General features: G+C 59.0%; 14 protein-coding genes. 10 read left to right on the top strand and 4 right to left on the bottom strand.

Features of this window, described 5'->3' with window-relative positions:
* Nucleotides 1-120 precede the first annotated feature (120 nt).
* Nucleotides 121-2,079: an acetate--CoA ligase gene (gene acs / locus Z947_RS0109810; protein ID WP_025044132.1), complete on the top strand. Its 1,959-nt coding sequence runs from the start codon at nucleotides 121-123 to the stop codon at nucleotides 2,077-2,079.
* 108 nt (nucleotides 2,080-2,187) lie between these two features.
* Entirely contained in the window at nucleotides 2,188-2,742 is a 555-nt protein-coding gene (locus tag Z947_RS0109805; RefSeq protein ID WP_338057821.1) for a flavin reductase family protein, read from the top strand.
* 5 nt (nucleotides 2,743-2,747) lie between these two features.
* Here the strand turns inward: Z947_RS0109805 and Z947_RS0109800 are convergent, their stop codons facing one another.
* The 4 genes from Z947_RS0109800 to Z947_RS0109785 form a co-directional block, all read right to left on the bottom strand.
* Nucleotides 2,748-6,722, bottom strand: coding sequence for a translocation/assembly module TamB domain-containing protein (locus Z947_RS0109800; RefSeq protein WP_037938833.1), 3,975 nt, complete (start codon nucleotides 6,720-6,722; stop codon nucleotides 2,748-2,750).
* Nucleotides 6,722-8,485 (bottom strand): autotransporter assembly complex protein TamA, encoded by a 1,764-nt coding sequence (locus Z947_RS0109795; RefSeq protein WP_247879370.1) that lies wholly within the window; start codon nucleotides 8,483-8,485, stop codon nucleotides 6,722-6,724. The genes Z947_RS0109800 and Z947_RS0109795 overlap by 1 nt, the downstream gene beginning before the upstream one ends.
* Nucleotides 8,486-8,730: 245 nt before the next feature.
* Nucleotides 8,731-9,084, bottom strand: a complete 354-nt coding sequence (locus tag Z947_RS0109790; protein WP_025044128.1) for a VOC family protein — start codon at nucleotides 9,082-9,084, stop codon at nucleotides 8,731-8,733.
* 24 nt (nucleotides 9,085-9,108) lie between these two features.
* Nucleotides 9,109-9,951: a DMT family transporter gene (locus Z947_RS0109785; RefSeq protein ID WP_025044127.1), complete on the bottom strand. Its 843-nt coding sequence runs from the start codon at nucleotides 9,949-9,951 to the stop codon at nucleotides 9,109-9,111.
* A gap of 179 nt (nucleotides 9,952-10,130) precedes the next feature.
* On the opposite strand from Z947_RS0109785, the gene Z947_RS0109780 reads away from it, so the two are divergent.
* From Z947_RS0109780 to selB, 8 genes are all read left to right on the top strand, one after another.
* Complete coding sequence (locus Z947_RS0109780) at nucleotides 10,131-11,684, top strand: alkaline phosphatase family protein (protein WP_025044126.1); 1,554 nt, start codon at nucleotides 10,131-10,133, stop codon at nucleotides 11,682-11,684.
* A 296-nt stretch (nucleotides 11,685-11,980) separates the two neighbouring features.
* Nucleotides 11,981-14,020 carry an ABC transporter substrate-binding protein gene (locus Z947_RS0109775; RefSeq protein ID WP_025044125.1) on the top strand — a complete coding sequence of 680 codons (2,040 nt, stop codon included), beginning with the start codon at nucleotides 11,981-11,983 and terminating at the stop codon, nucleotides 14,018-14,020.
* Between the two features lie 111 nt (nucleotides 14,021-14,131).
* Nucleotides 14,132-15,136, top strand: a complete 1,005-nt coding sequence (locus tag Z947_RS0109770; protein WP_025044124.1) for an ABC transporter permease — start codon at nucleotides 14,132-14,134, stop codon at nucleotides 15,134-15,136.
* 4 nt (nucleotides 15,137-15,140) lie between these two features.
* On the top strand, nucleotides 15,141-16,283 hold the full coding sequence (locus Z947_RS0109765; protein WP_025044123.1) for an ABC transporter permease: 1,143 nt from the start codon (nucleotides 15,141-15,143) through the stop codon (nucleotides 16,281-16,283).
* On the top strand, nucleotides 16,280-17,281 hold the full coding sequence (locus Z947_RS0109760) for an ABC transporter ATP-binding protein (RefSeq protein WP_025044122.1): 1,002 nt from the start codon (nucleotides 16,280-16,282) through the stop codon (nucleotides 17,279-17,281). The genes Z947_RS0109765 and Z947_RS0109760 overlap by 4 nt, the downstream gene beginning before the upstream one ends.
* Nucleotides 17,278-18,273, top strand: a complete 996-nt coding sequence (locus Z947_RS0109755; RefSeq protein ID WP_025044121.1) for an ABC transporter ATP-binding protein — start codon at nucleotides 17,278-17,280, stop codon at nucleotides 18,271-18,273. The genes Z947_RS0109760 and Z947_RS0109755 overlap by 4 nt, the downstream gene beginning before the upstream one ends.
* Before the next feature lie 58 nt (nucleotides 18,274-18,331).
* Complete coding sequence (gene selA / locus Z947_RS0109750) at nucleotides 18,332-19,723, top strand: L-seryl-tRNA(Sec) selenium transferase (protein WP_025044120.1); 1,392 nt, start codon at nucleotides 18,332-18,334, stop codon at nucleotides 19,721-19,723.
* Complete coding sequence (selB, locus tag Z947_RS0109745; protein ID WP_025044119.1) at nucleotides 19,720-21,621, top strand: selenocysteine-specific translation elongation factor; 1,902 nt, start codon at nucleotides 19,720-19,722, stop codon at nucleotides 21,619-21,621. Before selA ends, selB begins: the two co-directional genes overlap by 4 nt.
* Nucleotide 21,622 lies beyond the last annotated feature (1 nt).

Raw genomic sequence — 21,622 nt, 5'->3', positions numbered from 1 at the left:
TCCTTTCCAGTTACTTATTCCCTTCCGTTCACAGCCCGCTATGATCGCGGCGAGGAGCGGGCGAGCGACATGACCGAGTTCATGCACTGGCCTGAAAGACTGCCAAGGGAGGGACCTACAATGTCTGATACAGCTGAAAAAACCTATCCGCCGTCGGATGCCATGGCCGCAGGCGCGCATGTGGACGCCGATGCCTACACCCGCATGTATGATGCTTCGATCAGCGATCCTGACGGGTTCTGGCGTGAACAGGGGGCCCGTGTCGACTGGATCAAGCCGTTCAGCACAGTCAAAGACGTCGATTTCACCTTGGGCAATGTTCATATCAACTGGTACGCCGATGGCGAATTGAACGTATCGGCCAATTGTATTGACCGTCACCTCGCAACACGCGGCGATCAGACAGCGATCATCTGGGAACCCGACAGCCCCGAAGACGGCGCGCTGCACATCACATATAACGACCTTCACACCAATACCTGCAAGATGGCGAACATCCTGCGCGACATGGGTGTGGGCAAAGGCGACCGCGTCATCATCTATCTGCCGATGATCCCCGAAGCGGCCTATGCCATGCTGGCTTGTGCGCGCATCGGCGCGATCCACTCGATCGTTTTTGCGGGATTTTCGCCCGATGCTTTAGCCGCGCGTGTTAACGGGTCGGAAGCCAAGGTTGTCATCACCGCAGACCAAGCGCCCCGTGGCGGTCGCAACACCGCGCTGAAAACAAACGCAGATCAGGCCTTGCTGCACTGCAAGGACACCGTGAAATGTCTGGTGGTCAAGCGGACCGGCGGGCAGACCACATGGGTCGACGGGCGCGATTATGATTACAACGCGCTGGCGGCTGAAGCTTCCGCGACGTGCGAGCCCGAAGTCATGAACGCCGAAGATCCGCTGTTCATTCTGTACACCTCTGGCTCTACCGGCATGCCCAAAGGTGTGGTGCACACAACCGGCGGCTATCTTGTCTATGCGGCAATGACCCATGAAATCACTTTCGATTACCACGACGGCGACATCTACTGGTGTACGGCGGACGTGGGTTGGGTCACCGGTCACAGCTATATCGTTTACGGACCGCTGGCGAATGGTGCCACCACGCTGATGTTCGAAGGGGTACCGACCTATCCCGATGCAAGCCGTTTCTGGCAGGTGTGTGAAAAGCACAAAGTGAACCAGTTCTATACTGCCCCCACGGCCCTGCGGGCGTTGATGGGCAAGGGGGATGATTTTGTGAAAGGTGCCGATCTGAGCAGCCTCAAGGTGCTGGGCACCGTGGGCGAGCCGATCAATCCCGAAGCGTGGAAATGGTATAACGAAGTCATCGGCGGCGGGCGCTGTCCTATCGTTGACACGTGGTGGCAAACCGAAACAGGCGGTCACCTGATGACCCCCCTGCCCGGTGCCCATGCGATGAAACCGGGTGCCGCGATGAAACCGTTCTTTGGCGTGAAACCTGTTGTGCTGGAACCGACCTCCGCCGAAGTGTTGCAAGGCGACCCCGTCGAGGGCGTGCTATGCATCGCCGACAGCTGGCCCGGTCAGATGCGCACGATCTGGGGCGATCATGAACGCTTCGAGAAAACCTATTTCTCTGACTATCCGGGATATTACTTCACCGGTGACGGCTGCAAACGCGACGAAGGCGGCGATTACTGGATCACCGGACGGGTCGATGACGTGATCAATGTCTCCGGCCACCGCATGGGCACCGCCGAAGTCGAAAGCGCCTTGGTCGCGCATGGCAAGGTCGCCGAAGCGGCCGTCGTCGGCTACCCGCATGACATCAAGGGACAGGGCATTTATTGCTACGTGACTTTGATGGGGGGCGAAGAACCTTCAGAGGAGTTGCGCGTTGAATTGCGTAACTGGGTGCGCACGGAAATTGGTCCCATTGCATCCCCCGATCTGATCCAATGGGCCCCCGGCCTGCCCAAAACCCGCTCCGGCAAGATTATGCGCCGTATTCTGCGCAAAATTGCCGAGGATGACTTTGGCGCATTGGGCGACACCTCGACCCTGGCGGAACCCGCTGTCGTTGACGATCTGATCGAAAACCGGATGAATCGCAGCTGATCCGGCGCAAATCAGCACAAAATCGCCGCGTTCCGGGCCTGTTCTGGTCCGGGTCGCGGCCTATATGTGATCCAGCGCGCAATTCGCGCGACGAAAAAGGATCATGCGATGGGCATCACTGGACAAATGATTTCTGCCGTGGCACCGCAGGCCGCGATGGATACTGACATGACACCTTTCGCCCCGACCGACGGGAAAGCCCTGCGCCACGCGTTTGGCCGTTTCGGGACCGGTGTGACCGTGATCACCACCCGCACAGCCCAAGGACCGTTAGGCATGACCGCCAACTCCTTTTCGTCAGTGTCGCTCGACCCGCCGCTTGTTCTGTGGTCTGCGGCCTTGCGCTCGAAACGTCACGACGCTTTCGCGCAGGCGGAACAGTTTTGCATCCATATCCTAAGCACGGAGCAGCAGGCGCTCGCGACCCATTTTGCCGGTCAGGGCCATGATTTCACCGGTTTCGACTGGGACGACGGTCCCACGGGTGCCCCCCAGATCGCCGGATGTCTCGCGGCCTTCCACTGCACCCGGTTCGACGTGCACGCCGCCGGTGACCATTCGATCATTCTGGGCCAGATCTCCCACGCCGCCGCTTGCGCCGGTCAGGGTGCAGGGTTGCTTTTCGATCAGGGTCGTTTTGGTGCCTTTGCGGCCAAAGACTGATCCCCTCAGTAGTCCTTTTCAAAGAAGATACCGATACTGGAATTGCCGTCCGATCCCAAGGTCGCCTTGCCCTTGAGGTGCGAGGTGATGTCGAGGTTCAGGGATACTTCGCCCGTGCCATCGGAAGCTGCGGTCACATCGGTATAGACGTTTTCCGAAATATATTTGCCAGCCCGTACCGCCGTCGCCCCGCTGTCGGTCGTGCTAACGTCAAGATCGTCCAGCCCGAACCCTGTGCGCAGGCTGGTGATCACCCCTGTCCCACCACGACCCGCAAGGGTCGCCACGGCATTGGCAAGTTGCAGCGCCTGAATGGGCGATATCTCTGTCAGGTTGCGACCAAACAGCAGCTGCGCCAACACCTCGTCCTGTGGCGCTTCGGGCGTCGCTTCAAACGTCACCTCGGGCGCGTCGGCGCGACCTTGTACAACCACACGCACTTCGCCCGTATCCGTCGAGGTGGCGGAAACAAAGCGGATATAGGGCACCAGATCGCCCTGAAACTGGATCGACCCTTCGACCAGATCAAACCGCTTGCCCAGAATATCCAAGCGCCCGCGCAACAGATCGAACCGGCCGGCCGAGATAACGCGGTTGGTCGTGCCCGTCACGGTCAGTGCCCCGCCCAGTTCCGCATCCAGCCCACGTCCGCGCACGAAAATACGGTTGGGGGCGTTCACCCGCACGTTCAATCCAAAACCCGCGCCACTGCTGGTGACTGGATCCGCACCGGCTTGGGCATTTTCGATGCCTGCCTTGCGCCGCGTGGCGATGACCGGACGGGTCGCGCCAATGTGGTTGATCGGTGGAATGTCCCCGATGCTGGTCAGCCCCGTTGAGGGCACGCTGATCTCGGTTTCGCCGACATCGACCTGCCCCGAAATCTGCGCGCCACCCGTTAACGGCCCCGCCAGTCGCAAAGCACCGCTGACGGAGCTGCGGTAAAGATTGGGATCGACCAGCACGATGTTTTGCAAACCAATGGCCAGATCAGCGGGCAAAGCACCGGTCAGCACGACACTGCCACCGACCGTCAAATTGCCGCCGTTTGCCGCCTGCCCCGTCACATCAATCTGGGCGCGGTTGTTCCCAAGCCGGATATCCGCCGCAATGTCCTGCACCCCGACACGCAGGTTAGGCGCGTTGAACGTCGCGTTTGTCGTCTGAATGCTGCCCGACACCGACGACAAGGCAGGACGCCCGTTCACGGTCAGATCAAACCGCGCCTGCCCTTGCAGATCGCGTGGTGCCAGAAACGGCCGGCTCAGCCCCAAAGGCGCGTTGCCGGTAACATCCATGTTCAACGTCCCGTCGGAATTCACCCGCCCCGCCAGACGCGCCTGCGTCCCCGCCGGTCCTGTGGCATCGGTTTCAACGGCCCATGCCGTGCCTTGTTTGCGCGCAGAGCCTTGCAGGTTCAGCGGCCCGTTGATCTTATCCACCAGCGGGCCAATATCGGGCATCGACAGACTGAAATCAACGTTAGCATCCGGCCCTGTCACCGTACCTCGCGCGGATGCGCGCGCGGCGTAAGGGCCAGTCGCCTGGGTATCCACCACGATGCCACCTGCCGTCTGGCGCAACGTGCCGTTGGCAGCCAATGGCCCGCTGATACCCGGCGCAAGCGGCGCGACATTGGGAACGGACAGATCGAAAGTCAGGGCCATATCAGGCCCCGTTGCCAAACCCTCCACCGCGGCTTTCGCTCCGTATGGGCCGCTGGCCCGCGTATCGACAAAAAAGCCGTTGTCGGTCTGGCGCAATTGACCGGTCGCGTTGAGCGGGCCGGAGACCTGCGGCACCAAGGGCTGAACATCCGGCAGAGATACATCAAAGTTCAGATCGATTGCCGGTGTCACCAGCCCGTCAAGACGCGCGCGGCTTTGATAGGGGCCGGTCGCATCGGTTTCGACGGTCCAGCCCTCAGACGAATTGCGCAGGGTGCCGCTGGCGGTGACCGGACCGTCGATCTGCTCTGCGAACTTGCTTACGTCAGGCACGTCGGCAGTGAATTCCAATGCAGCATTCGGGCCGGTCGCCAACCCCTTGGCCGTCAATGCCGCGCCGTAGGGACCATCGGTTTTTGCATCAACTGACCAGCCGCGGGTGTCCTGACGGGCTGTTGCGCTGACCTTCACCGGTCCTTGGTATTGTGGCACCAACAGCGAAATATCATTGAGCGTGAAATCCGCCTGTGCGCTGCTATCATCAGTGCGCAAGACCGCGCCCCCCGTCAGGCTGATCGCGGCGTTCTCAAGCACGAGATCGCGCAGGACCGTGCCGGTTTCGTTGCGGCGGGCCGTGACATTAAGGGTTGTGCGCCCTGCCATCACCGCATCGGCCTGTTCGATACCAACGGCCAGATCGGTGGTGCTGCCCGTAGCGTCCAAATCGAATTGCCCGCTCAACAGACCGACGCTGCCCTTTAACGCCAGTTCCGTTTGCCCGTCCAACTCGCGCCCCGCAAGTGCGGAAAACCGGCTGAGGTCATTGGCCTTCAGCTGCGCATCCAGCTGCGTGTTTAGGCCGGATTCTAGGCCCGCAATTTCTGCATCTCCGGTTAGACCGTAATCCGCGCCCGTCAGGGTCAGCCCCGAAATGCGCAGCGGCTGGTCTTCGACAAAGCTGATCGTAGCGCGCCCCTGAACCGCACGGCCCAGCGCCTCTGCCAAAGCTGTGTCGCGCGGCGTCAGACCCGCCATGTCGAACGCGACGTCCCCGTCAAACTGCCCCACGCGTCCCGCATCCCCCAGCAAAGTGCCGTCCAGCGACAACTGGGTCTGGTCAATCGTAATCTGCGCAAGCGACAGGTCGCTCATGTCAAAGCGGGCGGTGATCGCGTCGCCCTGTTCCGCGTCATAATTCACGCGCAAATCAACGGTGTTAACGGTGGTGCCCTCACCGCCGACAGGCAACAGGATCGGGGTGCCATCAGGGTTGGCAACCTGCCCGGAAATGTCGATCAACGTCGGCCATTTTTCAGCGTTCAAGGTGACCTTACCCGCCAGATTTGCGGCCTCTGCCTCCAGCGCGAAGTCGGAGATTTCAACCGCACCGGTGCTCTCCAACAGGGCATCAATCTTTAGCGCGACATCTTCGCCGAAAAATGCCCGATACCGCGGGGCCAGCAATGCGGTAATGTCGCCGCCGATGTCCGCCTGAATGCGCCGGTCCGGCGTGGCGCTGGCGCGGCGCGGGGCCTGAGCACTTAAAATGATCTCGCCCGCAAGCCGTTCCTGATCGTCGGTGGTCACGTTAACGTCTGCGGAAAAATCGTCCAACGGTCCCGAACCGGCAACGCTCAGATCAACCGAGGGCTGGCCGGGAATGTTCAGCAGTTTGGCCGCAATGCCTTCTTCGCCTTCACTCAATTTGAGCAGAAGATCGAGAAGTCCCTCGTCGCGGCTGAAATCCGCTTTGATTTCAAAGGCACCGCGTTTCGCATCTGTGCGGCTGGCTTGCAAATCAACCTTGCCCAGATCGTCGTTCAGCACCGCAGATGCGGTGACTGACAGCTCTGCCGCTTCACCCAGAATCGGTGCGCCCAGACTGATCCGCTCTATCGCAAAGGTTTCCAGCAGGATCGACACCGGCAGGTCCGGCAAAGTGAATGGCGCAGCTTCCGCGTCTGGCAATGCATCGTCTTCAGCAACAGGCAAGCGCGGCAAATCCAGCCGTGCGGCAGTTAGCTTTTCGACTTCAAGACGTCCGCGCAGCAGGGCGGATCGGTTCCACTCCAGAACGACCTCTTCAAGGGTCAGCCAGATGCCGTCCTTATCGGCAATGGTCATCCGGTCAAAAGACGCCTCCGAACTGAGCGCGCCGCGAAACCCGTCTATGTTGACGGTGCGCCCGCTGCCGCTAAGCGCGTCCTGGATCGTGCGCGTCAGAAAACCCTTGTCGTCCTCCTGCGCAGAGGCTGGTGCAAAGGTCGCAATGACCAGCAATGATGAAAGGAGGAGAGACCAAAGATACCGCATCAGAAGGATTGCCCGATGCCGATGTAAATCTGAAAATCATCCTCGGTTTCCGGTCCCGAGGTCGGCACGGCGACATCCACACGCAGGGGACCGATGCCTGTATTATACCGCAGACCAAGCCCCGCACCCGAGTGCCACTCGCCGGAACCGTCATAGAATTCTTCGGCCCCCACATAACCACCGTCAACAAACCCGACAACGGCGATGCTGTCCGTCACAGCGACCCGTGCTTCGGCGGAAACGGCCAGAAAACTGCGCCCACCGGTGACGTTATCGCCATCGCCGCCCAGATCCACGCCCAGCGCTTGATAGGGTTGCCCGCGCACGGTGCCGCCGCCGCCCGAATAGAACAGGTAATCCGCCGGCGCTTCGCTAAGGTCAGGCCCATAAACCGATCCAAGTTGCCCGCGCAGTGCAAAGGTCACGGGGCGCGTGGTGCCAAACGTACGATAAGCGCGGGCATCGAGCGAAGTGCGCAAACCGTTGTCCGACCCGCTCACCGCCAGAAACGGGGTAACGCCGGCCTTGAGATAATAGCCGCTGGTGGCATTCAGCGGGTCATCGCGGTAATCAAATTCGGCACCTAGCGGTAGGGTCAACAAGGTATACTGGTTTTCGCCAAAGGCATCGCGGGTCTGGGCGCGGCGCAGCCCAAGGCCCAGCGTATAGGTGCGCTCTTCGGAGGCGATCCGCTCGATCCCTGCTTCCAGATCTAGCTGGCGGGAAAAAAAGTTCACTTCGTCAAGCTGTTCGATTTTGGCCAGCGCGTAAAAATCCGTGTCCTCGTTAAAGGTTGCAGGCCGCTCGAACCGCGCGGACAGGGAATAATCCTCGCCACCGGAATCCCCGCCGATGCCGGATATCTCGCCCTCTATGCGCAGCCGTTCAGCCCCGCCCAACAGGTTGCGGTGCAACCAGAACGCACTAAGCGTCAGCCCCTCAAGCGAGCCGAGTTCCGCCCCGTAACCAAAGCGTCGCGGCAGGCTTTCGGTAACTTGTGCCGTGATCGGCAGGGTGTCGTTGGGGCCGATGTTGTCTGCTTCGATCAGGGCGACGGCATTGAAAGCACCGGTCCGGCGCAACCTGTTGGCGGCAAGGCGCAATTCGTCTGGGGAATACACCTCCCCTGCGGGTAGGCCCGCAATGTCGATGATCCGCTCGCGGCGCACAGCCTTGTTGCCGCTGACCTGCAAATCGCCGAACCGCAGCTTCGGTCCCGGTGCAAGCCGCAGCGTAGCGTTGACCGTCCGGTCGGTGTGACGTGCGGACAGGTCTTGCGCGGCCAGCGCGGCCTTGGCGTGTCCCTGCGCCCGCCAGCCGTCGACACCCGCCGCGACCGCATCTTTCAACACGCTTAAGCTGGCGGTTTGACCGCTTGCGAACCCCTCGGGAATTTCGGTGGTTGCGGCCACGGGACTCATTTTCGCCGTGCCAAAGCGGAACTGCGGGCCGGTATCGACGCTGATAACGGCCTGCGAGATCTGGCGCGGGGCCTGCACGGCGGGAATGGCCGCGGCGTCGGTCCCATCCAGTGTGATGGTGATCGCTGGGCCAAAATAGCCCTGATCGTAAAGCACTGCCAAAAGCCGCCCGTAATCTGCCTGCGCGGCGGCGACGACTTCCTGACTGGTCGGGTTTTGCTCGGCGCCGGATTGCTCGATCAGCAACGATCCCCCCGCAAGGGTTTGGTAGAGATCGCTACCTGCTGGAATTCCCGTGAGGGTGACGTCGGCCGCAGACACAAAACTGGCCGCAGAGATCATAATCCCCGCTGCCCCTGCCCTGACACTGGATTTCAGATGCATTTGCTCAACCACATTTACCACACCGCATGCCCGTTGTTTTCATCCCACGGCTGCAGCAAGGCACAGGTCCGTATTGACGTTTGGGTCTATTGCTTATGCATCAAGCTGTAGCGTGAAGCGGCGGTCAAGGGCAAATGCTCAATCCGTGATCGGCGGGTTTCCGACCTTGGTCACGATCATTGCCTCTCCGGTCTGCTATAACGCTAAGCGTTATGGGCCAAGACGTTCAACAGTTTCCCGGCCGGGTCGTAGAGATAGAACCGGCGCACGCCCCAAGGTTCGTCTGTCAGGGGATAGAATATGGCATGGCCTGCTTTTTGGGCGCGGGCGTATACCGCATCCACGTCGTCCACCTCGATTGACATGTCAGGCACCGGCGTGCCGGACCCGCCTTCGCTGGCGAAACTGATCTGAACGGGCGCGTTTTCGCCCGACGCCAATGTCGCGATCCATCCCATGTCCATCACCACATCCAGATCGAACACGTCGGTGTAGAAGCTTTGCAGCTCTTGCACGGAGCTTGTCGCGATGTTGGCGACGATACGCTTTACGGTCATGGCGAAATCTCCCTTGATGTCGATTTATGCAGTGTTCAGACCGATCATAGCAATCCCGAAGGACATCAACACGGCCGCCGCCAATCGCCGCTTCAGGTTGCCCTCCTTCAGCACAAAATACCCGATCAGCGTGGCAAAGATCACCGAGGTTTCGCGCAAGGCCGATACCGCCCCGAGGGGGGCAAAGTTTTTGGCATAAAGAACAAGACCATAGGCAATCATCGATACAATCCCGCCGGTGATCCCGACGGCCCAGACCCTAACGGGAATATCCGCCAGCACATTACGGCGCTTTAAACCTGCGAAGCCCGCGATGAACAGATGCAGAAATGCTCCCCACGCCCAATAAGAAAGAGTATCACCCGACAAGCGCACACCGATCCCGTCGACCACAGAATAGGCTGATATGCAAAGGCCGGTGCCGAACGACAATGCCAAAGCGGTCCCCCCGACACCGGTTCTTAACGCGCGCCAGTTGCTCAGCAAAATGCCCGTCACGATCAGGGCGATCCCCAGCCAGACCGCAACCGGCAGCACTTCGCCCAGCAGCAAAAATGCCCAAAGGGAAACCAAAGCCGGCACCACACCGCGGGCAATCGGATAGACGACGCCCAATTCACCATGCGCATATGCGCGGCCCAGAAAAATGTAATATCCCCAATGCACTACGGTCGACATCGCAATGTAGGGCAGGCTTGCCGTATTGGGCAAAGGCAAAAGCACGATCATCACCGTTGCCGGAATGACATGCCCCAATGCGACCAACCCCAGCATGCTCGTCCGGTCCGCTGCGGTTTTGACGATGGCGTTCCATACTGCATGCAACAGCGCGGCACTTAGGATGATGGCAACGATGGCCGCGGACATATGCGCCTTTCAGGGGTTGGGCCCGTGAAGGGCGGGGTGTGCCCTTCCCTGTTTAGGCTGATTGCGCGGTCCCGTCATCACGCCATCTGCCGTGCGCCGTGGGTTTATTGCCCTCACGCTTTGCACCACGCCTGATTTAGGCGTTAGCTGAGCGAACGTGATCAAAGAGGATTCGCACCATGCCCCGCCAGAAAAACGTGCTGTTCATCGTCATCGACCAGCTGCGCGCGGATTGCATTTTCGGCGATCTGGCACAACACGTGCAGACGCCGAACCTAACGGCGCTGATGGCGGATGCGGTGACCTTCCAGCGCCATTTTTCCGTGGTAAACCCCTGCGGCCCCTCGCGGGCCTCCTTGCTGACGGGGCAATATGCGATGAACCACCGGTCAGTGCGCAATGGCACCCCGTTGCGCCATGATATCCCCAATGTCGCAACGGAAATGCGCAAAGCGGGTTATCTGCCGATGCTCTTTGGCTATACCGATACTTCACAGGATCCGCGCGCCTTTCACCCAGATGATCCAGCCCTGCGCACCTACGAACACCCGATGAACGGCTTTGAAGAGATCGTTGAGATGCGGTTTGAAATGTCGTTCCCTTGGCGGTCACATCTGATCAACCAAGGCTATGATTTTGACGCCTACCAAGATGTCTATCGCCCCGTTCCCGCCAAGGGCCATGCGCCCAAAATCAACGATCCCGCCCTCTACCGTGCAGAGGACAGCGACACCGCGTTTCTGACCGACAGGTTTCTGGACATCATGCCCGCCTATCGCGAAACCAGCTGGTTTGCGCATCTGACCTATATCCGGCCACATCCCCCTTTGGTCGCGCCTGCCCCCTATAATAATATGTATGACCCGACCACCCTGCCCCTGCCCGCGCGGCTTGCCACACCTGCGGCGGAACGGGCGAACCATCCGTTCTTTGGCCCGACAATCGCGTCGAAATCTCCCGCCGGAAATGTGGTGGGGTTTCCCGATCTGGAAGTAACGGACGAAAACACGCAAACCCTGCGGTCGATTTATCTGGGGCTGATCACCGAAGTGGATGTGCACATCGGGCGGGTTGTCCAGTTTCTTAAAGACACAGGCCAATACGACAATACCTTACTGATCGTCACGGCGGATCATGGCGAAATGTTGGGCGACCGGCATTGTTGGAGCAAGTTCACAGTGCATGACGCGGCCTATCACACGCCGCTGATCATCCGCCAACCTGACAATGAAGCGCGCGCTGGCGCGACGGTAAATGTGCCTGTTGAAACGATCGACATCACCCCGACGATCCTTGACTGGGTGGGCCAAGCCGTGCCCAATTCGATGGATGGCCGGTCGTTGCTGCCCTTGCTGGCGGGCGAAATGCCGCAAGACTGGCGCAGCTATTCCTTCTCCGAGCTCGACTTTGGCGAACCTTTGGCCCCAACCGTTTGGCAGCAGGCCCTAGGTACCGGCTGCGCGGACTCATCCCTGTCGATCCTAAGGGAAGAGCGGTTTACCCTAATCGAATTTGCCGCCGAATTGGCACCGATCCTTTATGATCATGAAAGTGACGGCGAAGCGGCAAATGTTGCGGAGCGCCCTGAATACCAGTCAGAGCTTGCCCGCCTTGGCCGCAAGATGCTGCGCCACCGGATGCGAAACGCGGATCAGACCCTGTCACTGACCAGTATTACAGCAGATGGCCCGAAAGACGTGGAAAGGCATCCGCGCAGATCGGGCCGAAACTAGAATTTGTTGACTCAGAGAAGTTAATATTCACTACTGACCGGATCGACTGGGGAAATTTATATCAATTTGTTGCACGCGTGGCCCGGCAGGGCCGCATTGGATGCATAAACCGCAGGCCTGCTGCGGCACGGAACGCTGTGCGACCGGACCACGGTTCTGTCTTTAATGCGTTACAAAACCATTACATCCCCAAGCTACCTGCAGATTGCCATTCCCGCTGGGGGGATGATGCACAAGGGCACGAAGCCCAACGATCCAATCACGCAAACAACGTGAAAACCAACAAGGAGATACCGATGAGGAAGATACTTTTATCCAGCGCCGCGCTGATGGCGCTGGGCGGCACCGCGATGGCGTCCTGCCCTGCCGTCACAGTGGCCGACCCGATGGGCGTGGCCGCAGGTGCCTATCCACAACAATACGAGCTGGCCGAGTTCCAAACAGCGGCCAATTGCACAATGGAGATGTCCGAGAACCCCGACATCGCCGCGATGAACGCCAAAATCCGTGGCAACCCCGACATGCCCGCCTTGGCAGACCGCTTGCCAAGTGAACCGCTGGTAGTGGCCCCTTACGAGATGATCGGCAAGTACGGCGGCATGTTTAACGCCCTGTCCAATGCGACAGAGGCCGGCACGTCGGACTTTATGTCCGTGCGCCACGTGAACCTTGTGCGTTATGCCGACGACCTGACCACCATCGTGCCAAACGTCGCGAAAAGCTGGTCGTGGAATGACGACTTTACGCAGCTGACATTTGTGTTGCGCGAAGGGCATAAATGGTCCGACGGCCAACCCTTTACCGCCGAAGATGTCGAGTTCTGGTATGAAAACCTTGCCCTTGACCCCAAGGTGATCGAAAGCCCCAAGGATTACGTGCTGGCCGGCGGCGAAGCGATGACGGTTGACGTAATTGACCCGCTGACCGTGCGGTTCAACATGCCTGTGCCCAAGCCCGGTTTCCTTGCGCATTTCGCCAACCACTACGCCCAGGGCTTCCAGCCCAAGCATTTCCTTGGCCAGTATCACCCAGCCATCAACCCCGATGCGGACACACTCGCGCAATCGCTGGGTTTTGATGACGGTTATGCACTGGTCAAAGCCTATTACGGCTCATCCGACTGGATGGACACACCAACACCGATGCTGGCACATCCGGACAAGGTGGCGAACCTGCCCCTTGATGCGGCCCCCACTCTGGAAAGCCATATCGTCACGTCTGAGACCACTGAAGGGCGCACATTCGTTGCGAACCCCTATTACTTCAAGGTCGACACGGCCGGCAATCAATTGCCTTACATCAACGAGATGGACGAGATCTTTGTTGGTGAAAGCGAAGTGCGTCTGTTGAAACTGGTCAACGGCGAAGTGGATTACAAAGCACAGGCGCTGCAAATCGACTATGTGCCGCTGCTGATGGAAAATCAGGAAAAGGGCGGTTTTGTTGTCGATTTGAAACCTGACATCACGATGCCTACGATCGCGTTCAACGTCACCTCCGAAGACCTTGAGAAACGTAAGGTTTTCGGCGATCTCAAGTTCCGTCAAGCCATGTCTGTGGCCATGAACCGCGACGAGATCAACGAGGTGGCGATGTTTGGTCTGGGCACCCCCCAACAATATGTCGGCTTCTCGCCGACGCCTGATTTTGTGGACCCGAAATGGGAACAGCATTTCGCGCAGTATGATCCGGAAATGGCGAAATCCTTGCTCGACGAAATCGGTGTGGTCGACAAAGATGGCGACGGCATGCGCGAATTGCCAAATGGCGATCCGCTGGTGCTGAACCTGCAGGTTGCAACGCAAGGCATCTCGATCAAGATCGTTGAACTGGTTGGCCAGACATGGCGCGACGTAGGCATCAACAACACGGTTAAAGAGGTGACCTCGGATGAATACCGGTCGTCGCAATCTTCCAACCAGTTGGACGTGACCCTGTGGGAAAAATCCGTGCCGCTGGCGGTTGTCCTTGGCAATGGTGAAATCTTCATCCCGCCTTATGACAACTATTTCAACATGCGCACGGCGATGCTGTGGGGCGAATGGGTGGACAGCAACGGCGCATCCGGCGTGGAACCACCGGAATATGCCAAGCAGATGATGGAAGACATCAAGGTGTTCCAGGCGGCCCAAGTCGGCACGCTGGAATCCGATGCCGCCGGTCGCAAACTGGTCGAAACCATGACCAGCAACCTGTTGTTTATCGGCACCGTGAAAGAGCAAAAGCCGATCTATCGCAACGCTGCGATGAAGAACGTGCCGGAGTTCAAAACCGCGTCCTACGCCTATTACCGGACCTACCCTTACCGTCCGGCACAGTGGTTCCTGGACGAATAAGAACTGCTTAGGTTGATAAAAATACGTTGCGGGCCGAAGGGTTGGCCCGCGACACACCAATAATAAGCGTGCCCGAAACGGGCCGCATCTGCTGCGGGGGCGCGAAAACGGATGGTACAGTTTTTACGATTTGCGGGCATTCGCGCCGTCCTTGCCTTTTTCACGCTTTGCCTTGTTTCTTTCATCGTCTTTTCCCTGATGGAGCTGGTGCCCGGCGATTGCGCCGAACGCTATCTCGCCTTCAAAAACTCACAAGGCGCGCAAATCTCTGTCGCGGATATCGAAGCCGAGCGCATCCGCCTTGGCCTTGACCGCCCGTTCTTTGAACGTTGGGTGAAATGGATATTCGGTGCCTTTCAGGGTGAATTTGGTGACAGTTGTATCCTGCGCCTGAATATCAACCAGCTGCTGGGCCAGAAGGTCTGGCTCAGCATCGGGATCTGCCTTGGCTCCCTGCTGTTGGCCTATCTTATTGCGATCCCTGTGGGCATCATCGCGGCGACTTCGCGCAACCCGTTTTTGAACAACGGCCTGCGTCTGGTCAGCTATCTTGGTCTGGCCTTGCCGAACTTTCTGCTCGCGCTGATGATCATGCTGTTTTCCACGGTCTTTTTTGGCAACAGCCTGACCGGTCTCTTCTCCCCCGAATTCCGCGATGCCCCTTGGGACTGGCCCAAGATCAAGGATTTCCTCAGTCACGTCTGGCTGCCGGTGTTTATCCTTGGCTGGTCGGCCACTGCTTTTGCCATCCAGACAGTGCGCGCGTTGATGTCGGACGAGATCAGCAAACTCTATGTCACTGCGGCCGCCGCACGCGGGGTTTCGGGGCACCGCCTGCTGATGCGCTATCCAGCGCGCCATGCGCTAAGCCCGATCATCAATTCGCTGGGGTTCGATTTAAACCGCATCTTTAACGAACTGCCCATCGTGGCCCTGATCCTGACCTTGACCGAAGCGGGTTCCCTGCTGATCGAGGCGCTCGCCCGTTCTAACGACCAGCAACTTGCAGGCGCGATTATCTTTTTCCTAACCGGTAGTATCGTGGCGATCAACTTTATCACGGACATCACGCTGGCCCTTGTCGACCCGCGCATCCGTCGCAGCATTTTGGGATAAAGACATGACCGAGACAAATATCTACGACGCTGCCGTCGACCAGACCGCCAAAGATGCCTATTTCACCGCCGGTCAGGGACAGCTGATCTGGGCCCGTTTCAAGAAACAAAAGGCCGCGATGGTAGGCGCTTGGGTGTTGGTGATCCTGATACTGTCGGGCATTTTCGCGTCCTTCCTGACGCCATACGATCCGACGATCGCAGGGCGGGACAAGGATTACCTGAACGGGGCCCCGACCATTCCGCAGTTTTGCGATGACAACGGATGTTCCTTGCGCCCGTTTGTCTATGCGCTGGAAAGGGAACGTTCTGCGAAAACCAATTTTCGCTGGGTCACCACCGTCAACACGGACAAGCGCCAGTACATCCAGTTCTTCGTTGAAGGGTCTGAGTACAAGCTGTTTTTCATGACCTTTGACACGCATCTGTTCGGCTTGGATGAAGGGTATGTTCATCTGTTCGGCACAGATTCCACCGGCAAGGATATCTTTTCGCGCACGTTCCACGCCATCAACACTTCGCTGGCCGTGGGCACCATTGGCGTACTGATTGCCTTTGTGCTGGCGCTGATCATCGGCGGGATATCCGGGTTCTATGGCGGCTGGATCGACTCGTTCATACAGATGGTCACGGACGCCGTGCGTACCATTCCGGCGATCCCCCTGTTCATGGCCTTGGCCGCCTTCATCCCCGACACATGGAGCGCGGAGGAAAGGTTCTTTTTCATCTCGGTCATCCTCGGTTTTATCGGCTGGCCCACGCTTGCAAGGCGCGTGCGCACGCATTTGCTGACCGAACGCAATCAGGAATATGTGCTTGCCGCACAGCTTTGCGGTGCCTCCTCCGGCCATGTGATCCGTAAACATCTGCTGCCTAGTTTCACCAGCTATATCATCGTCGATCTGGTGATTTCCTTCCCCTATATGGTGCTGTCTGAAACCGCGCTCAGTTTTATCGGGCTGGGGTTGAAAGATCCGGTGAATTCCCTTGGTGTCATGCTGCAAAACGTGACCAGCGCGGATGTTTTGCTGAATTATCAATGGTATTTTATTCCCGTGATCTTTTTCATTGTGCTGGTCATGGCCTTTGTTTTTGTCGGCGACGGGCTGCGCGACGCGGCTGACCCTTACGGAGACACCAAGAAATGAGCCGGCTGATTGACGTTGAAAACCTGACCTTGCAATTTGACACCGACGAGGGGCGCATCACGGCGGTGGATGACGTGTCTTTCAGCCTTGAGGCGGGCGAGGTGATGGGGCTGGTTGGCGAAAGCGGTTCCGGCAAATCCGTGACCGCGAAGTCGTTGATGAAGCTGAACCCGCGCAATGCGGTGTATGGACCGGATACTAAAATCACCCTGCATCTGGACGAGGGGCCGGTGGATGTGATGTCCCTGCAAAACGATACCGAAATGAAGATTGTGCGCGGCGGGGCGATCTCGTTGATCTTTCAGGAACCGATGGCCAGTTTTGCACCGGCGATTTCCATCGGGGATCAGATGGTCGAACAACTGATGATCCATACCGATTTCTCCAAAGCGCAGGCCAAAGAGCTATCCATCGAAATGCTGGATCGTGTCGGCATTTCCGATGCCGGCACGCGTTTTGGCCAATATGCGTTCGAGCTTTCAGGCGGCATGCGCCAACGGGCAATGATCGCCATGGCCCTGTCGACCAAACCGAAATTGTTGATCGCGGATGAACCGACCACGGCGCTGGATGTCACGATTCAGGCGCAGGTGATCGACCTGATGAAAGACCTCGTAAACGAATTTGGCATGGGCATCATTTTCATCACACACGACCTGGGCGTGATCGCGCAAACCGCTGATAAAGTTGCCGTTATGTATCTGGGCAAGCTGGTTGAACAGGGCACTGTGCGCGATGTCATCCGCCGCCCTGCCCATCCCTACACCCGCGGGTTGCTGGCAGCGCTGCCGACGCTCGATGATATTGATGCCCCGCTGACGCCGATTCCGGGTGACATCCCCTCGCCACTCGAACGTCCGTCGGGCTGCGTCTATCATACCCGTTGCCAAGAGGTGCTGGGCCCGCGCTGTTCCACGGAAATTCCCAAGTTCAGCCGCGTGGATACGGACCACGCTGCCGCCTGCCATTTGCACGATCCAAAAGGGGATGCATCATGAGCGACAAACCCCTGATTACCGCTCAAAACCTGTCCGTGCATTACCCCCTGCGCGGCAGCATCCTTGGGCCGAAACCCTATGTCGGCGCGGTTGAAAACGTCACGATCGACATCGCGCCGGGCAGTTTCTTTGGCCTTGTTGGTGAAAGCGGTTCCGGCAAGACCACGCTGGGGCGCGCCATGCTCAAGGCTGCGCCGATCACCAAGGGTGATGTGTTGTTTGACGATGGCGAGGTGTCTTATGCGCTGAAAAATTTGGGCAAACAGGAGTTGAAAGACTACCGCACCCGCGCGCAGCTGATCTTTCAGGACCCCTACGCCGCCCTTAGCCCGCGCATGACAGTACGCGATATTATTGCCGAACCGCTCGAAGTGATGGGGCTAACCAAATCACGTGCAGAAACGGATGAGCGCGTGCGCGAAATCGCCGCGAAATGTCGCCTTAACGTGGAACACCTGCGCCGCTTTCCCCATGCGTTTTCCGGCGGCCAGCGCCAGCGCATTTCTATCGCCCGCGCCCTTGTGTCGGCACCAAAATTTATCGTCGCGGATGAAAGTGTTGCCGCCCTTGATGTGTCCATTCAGGCGGACGTGCTGAACCTGCTCAAGGCCATTCAACAAGATATGGGCCTGACCTTTTTGTTCATCAGCCATGATCTGAGTGTGGTGGCCCATGTCTGCGACCATGTGGCGGTGATGTATCTGGGCCGGTTGGTTGAAACCGCCCCCACCCGCAAGCTGTTTGCCACGCCGCGCCATCCGTATACGCAGGCCTTGCTATCCGCGATCCCCTCGCTTGATCCTGATGATCGGGGCCGCGCGCAAAAATTGGAGGGGGAAATCCCCTCGCCCACCAATCCGCCGCCGGGATGTAAATTCCAGACACGTTGCCCCATGGCGATTGAGCGCTGCCGTGTCGAGGAACCCTTGTTAGAGACCGCCGGGCCAGGGCATAACGTCGCCTGTCATCGCTGGAAGGAACTCGCCATCTGAGCAGACCGGCGATGACCGGCCTTGCAGTTGTACCGCTGTTTCCCGCATATCAGGTCACATGCAAAAAAACCTTTCTGACCTGCCGCAAATACAGACCCTTCTGGGGTCGCCCAGCATCGCCGACGTCATCGCGCGCTTCAGCCATGCCGAAACCGCCGATGCATTACGCGAGATCATCGCCGGGCTGCGCGCGGATTTGCGGGCGGGGCGCGCGCCCCTGTTCCCCGATTTCCAAAGCATAGAATTCGCCGACGCCCTGTCAGCACGAATTGAAGCCGCCCGCGCGCCCTCCCTTACGCCGGTGATCAATGCCACAGGCATTTTGATCCACACCAATCTGGGCCGTGCCCGTATGGCCCCCCAAGCGATTGCCGCGATGCAGGCCACAGGTGCGGCAGCCTCAAACCTTGAATTTGATCTGGCCACCGGCAAACGCGGATCCCGCCACAGCCACGTCGAACACTTGATCTGTACTTTGACCGGCGCAGAGGCGGCGGTGGTGGTGAACAACTGCGCAGCCGCTGTGCTGCTGGGCCTGATGGGCACGGCAAACGGGCGCAGCGTGGTGGCGTCGCGCGGTGAGTTGATCGAGATCGGCGGGTCGTTTCGCCTGCCCGATGTCATCGCGCAAAGCGGTGCGACCCTGCGCGAAGTGGGCACGACGAACAAAACGCGGTTAGACGATTATGCCCGCGCCATCGACGCGGATACGGCGGTTTTGTTGAAAAGTCACACCAGTAACTTCAAGATCGTCGGCTTTACGGCGGCCCCGGACCGGCGCGATCTTGCCCGGCTGGCCGCGAAAAATGACGTGATCCTGATGGAGGACCTTGGCAGCGGCGTTTTGATTGACCTGTCGCCCTACGGGCTGCCGGATGAACCTGTTGTCGCGGATATTCTGAAATCCGGCGTTGATCTGGTGATGTTCTCGGGGGACAAATTACTGGGCGGACCGCAGGCCGGTATCATCGCAGGACGGGCGGATATTGTCGCCGATTTAAAAGCGCATCCCCTGATGCGGGCGTTGCGCGTGGATAAATCGTCGCTTGCAGCGCTTGAGGCCACATTGCGGCTATATCTGCCGCCGTTTGATCCGGTGCAGACCATCCCCGTGTTGCAGATGCTATCGGCACCGCTGGCGCAGGTAGAAAGCCGTGCGATATCATTGACCAATGCGTTGACAGCCAGAGGCGTCAGCGGCGTCGCGCTGCATGAAAGCGCCGCCTATGTCGGAGGGGGCAGCCTGCCCGATCAGGCACTGCCCAGTTTCGCCGTGTCGCTGCGCATGCCGGATGTGTCTGCGCAAAAACTGACGGCCGCTTTGCGCGCGCAGAAAACACCGGTGATCGGGCGCATAGAGCGCGATCAGGTGATGCTGGACATGCGCACGGTCTGGGACGCGGAACTGCCGGCAATTGTCGCCGCGGTGGAACAGATAAACCGGCGATGAATACCTGCTGTATCGTTGTGATCGGTCATGTTGATCACGGAAAAACCGCGCTTGTGAAAGCACTTACGGGAGTAGAAACCGACCGGTTGGCCGAGGAAAAGGCGCGCGGCCTTTCCATCAAAACAGGCTTTGCCCATCACAGCTATCCTACCGGCGTCGCTGATTTTGTCGATGCACCGGGGCATGAGGATTTCATTCAGGCGATGATCACTGGCGCAACCGGCGCACGGGCTGTGTTGATGGTGATTTCGGCGGTGGAAGGCATTGCCGCGCAAACACTGGAACATCTGAAGATCGCCGGTTTGCTGGGGATAAACAAGGGCGTCATCGCCGTGACGAAATCGGATTTACTGCCCCCCGACGAACAGGCCGCGCGACTGGCTGATATCCGTCAGGCTTTGGTGCGCACGCCGCTGGCAGATGCGCCATTGGTTTTGTGTTCGGCGTACTCGGGCGCGGGCATCGACGGCCTGCACACGCAGATCGCGGCGTTGCTGTCCGATCCGCCAGAGGTCGCAGCCCCCTTGCACGGTTTCCTGCCAGTGGATCGGGTTTTCACCCTTGAGGGGCGCGGCACGGTTGTCACCGGTACATTGCTGGGCGGCGATCTCGCCCTTGGCGACGCCCTTGTCTTGCAGCCCACCGGACAGCCCGTCACCCTGCGCAGCTTGCAAAGCCGCGGTGAAACGCGCGCGGATATTCAAGCGGGCGAGCGCATGGCCGCAAATCTGCGCGGCTTGGCCGTTGCGGATATTCCCAAAGGGGCAGTGCTGTGTCGCGGTGAAGAAATCGAACCGTCATCCTGCATCGACGTCGTACTGGACCTGCCATCCGATACCGCCCGTCCCTTAAAACACATGCAAGACCTGCGCGTGTTCTTTGGCACCACTAACGCGGTTGCGAGCCTGCGCCTGTTCGGTGGCGGGCAGCTGGGGGCCGGTCAGACCGGTTTCGCGCAGCTTAGATTTAAGACGCCGGTCGTCGGCTTTGCCGGTCAACACGCGATCTTACGACAGCTTTCCCCCGCTGAGACGGTTGGCGGCGCAGTGTTTCTAGACCCGCAAGCCACGCCGGTGAAATCCCGCGACAGCGCACGGATCGACGTCTTGCAAGCCACCCGGAAGGGACATGTGAAAGATATCGCGAACGCCTTAAGCGTCGCGGGCAGAGGTATTTGCGACGCCAAAGATGTCGCGCGTCTTGCACGCCTGCCGCGCGACGCTGTGGCGTGTGAATTGGGCAGTCGTTTTACCTTTCTGACGGATACCGAAATTGCGCCGCACGATGGCATAGCGGCCGCTGAAACGCAGATCCAATCGGCGCTGGCCGCCTACCATGCACAATTTCCGGTGCGCCCTTTTGCCCCTCGAAATCTCATTATTCCTGCTGCGATGGCACCGGTTCTGTCGCAACACGTGCAAACCATCATGCGCGCAGACGGGCGGTTGCGCACAAAGAACGGTATGCTAGCAGCTTTCGATCATGACCCTGTTGCGCGGCTGGATCGGGATCAGCGGGCAAGGATGGCCGAGATCGAAACACACTTCCGCGACGCCGGTCTTGACGCAACACGTGCCCCCGGGGACGAGAAGGCGGACTCGGATCTTTTGGCGCTGCTGATCGACGCGGGTGCTGTTCTGGCCTTACAAAACGTAGCACTAAACCAAACCCTGCTGTTACACGCCGACATCCTGACCGCCGCCGCCGAAATCCTGAATAGGAAGTTCCCCGCCCCGCAAGAATTCACCACCAGTGCAGCGCGTCGCGCGCTTGATACCAGCCGCAGGGTTATCGTGCCGGTGTTGGAACATTTCGACAGCCTTGGCATCACAGCCCGCACCGGTAATTCGCGCCGTATGACTGCAAATGAGGTTTCCCCGCCCGCTGCACAAGGATAGG

This window comes from Sulfitobacter geojensis (assembly GCF_000622325.1).
Taxonomy (GTDB): Bacteria; Pseudomonadota; Alphaproteobacteria; order Rhodobacterales; family Rhodobacteraceae; genus Sulfitobacter; species Sulfitobacter geojensis.
The sequence above is the reverse complement of the archived record's forward strand: the minus strand, read 5'-3'. Positions and strand labels throughout refer to the sequence as shown.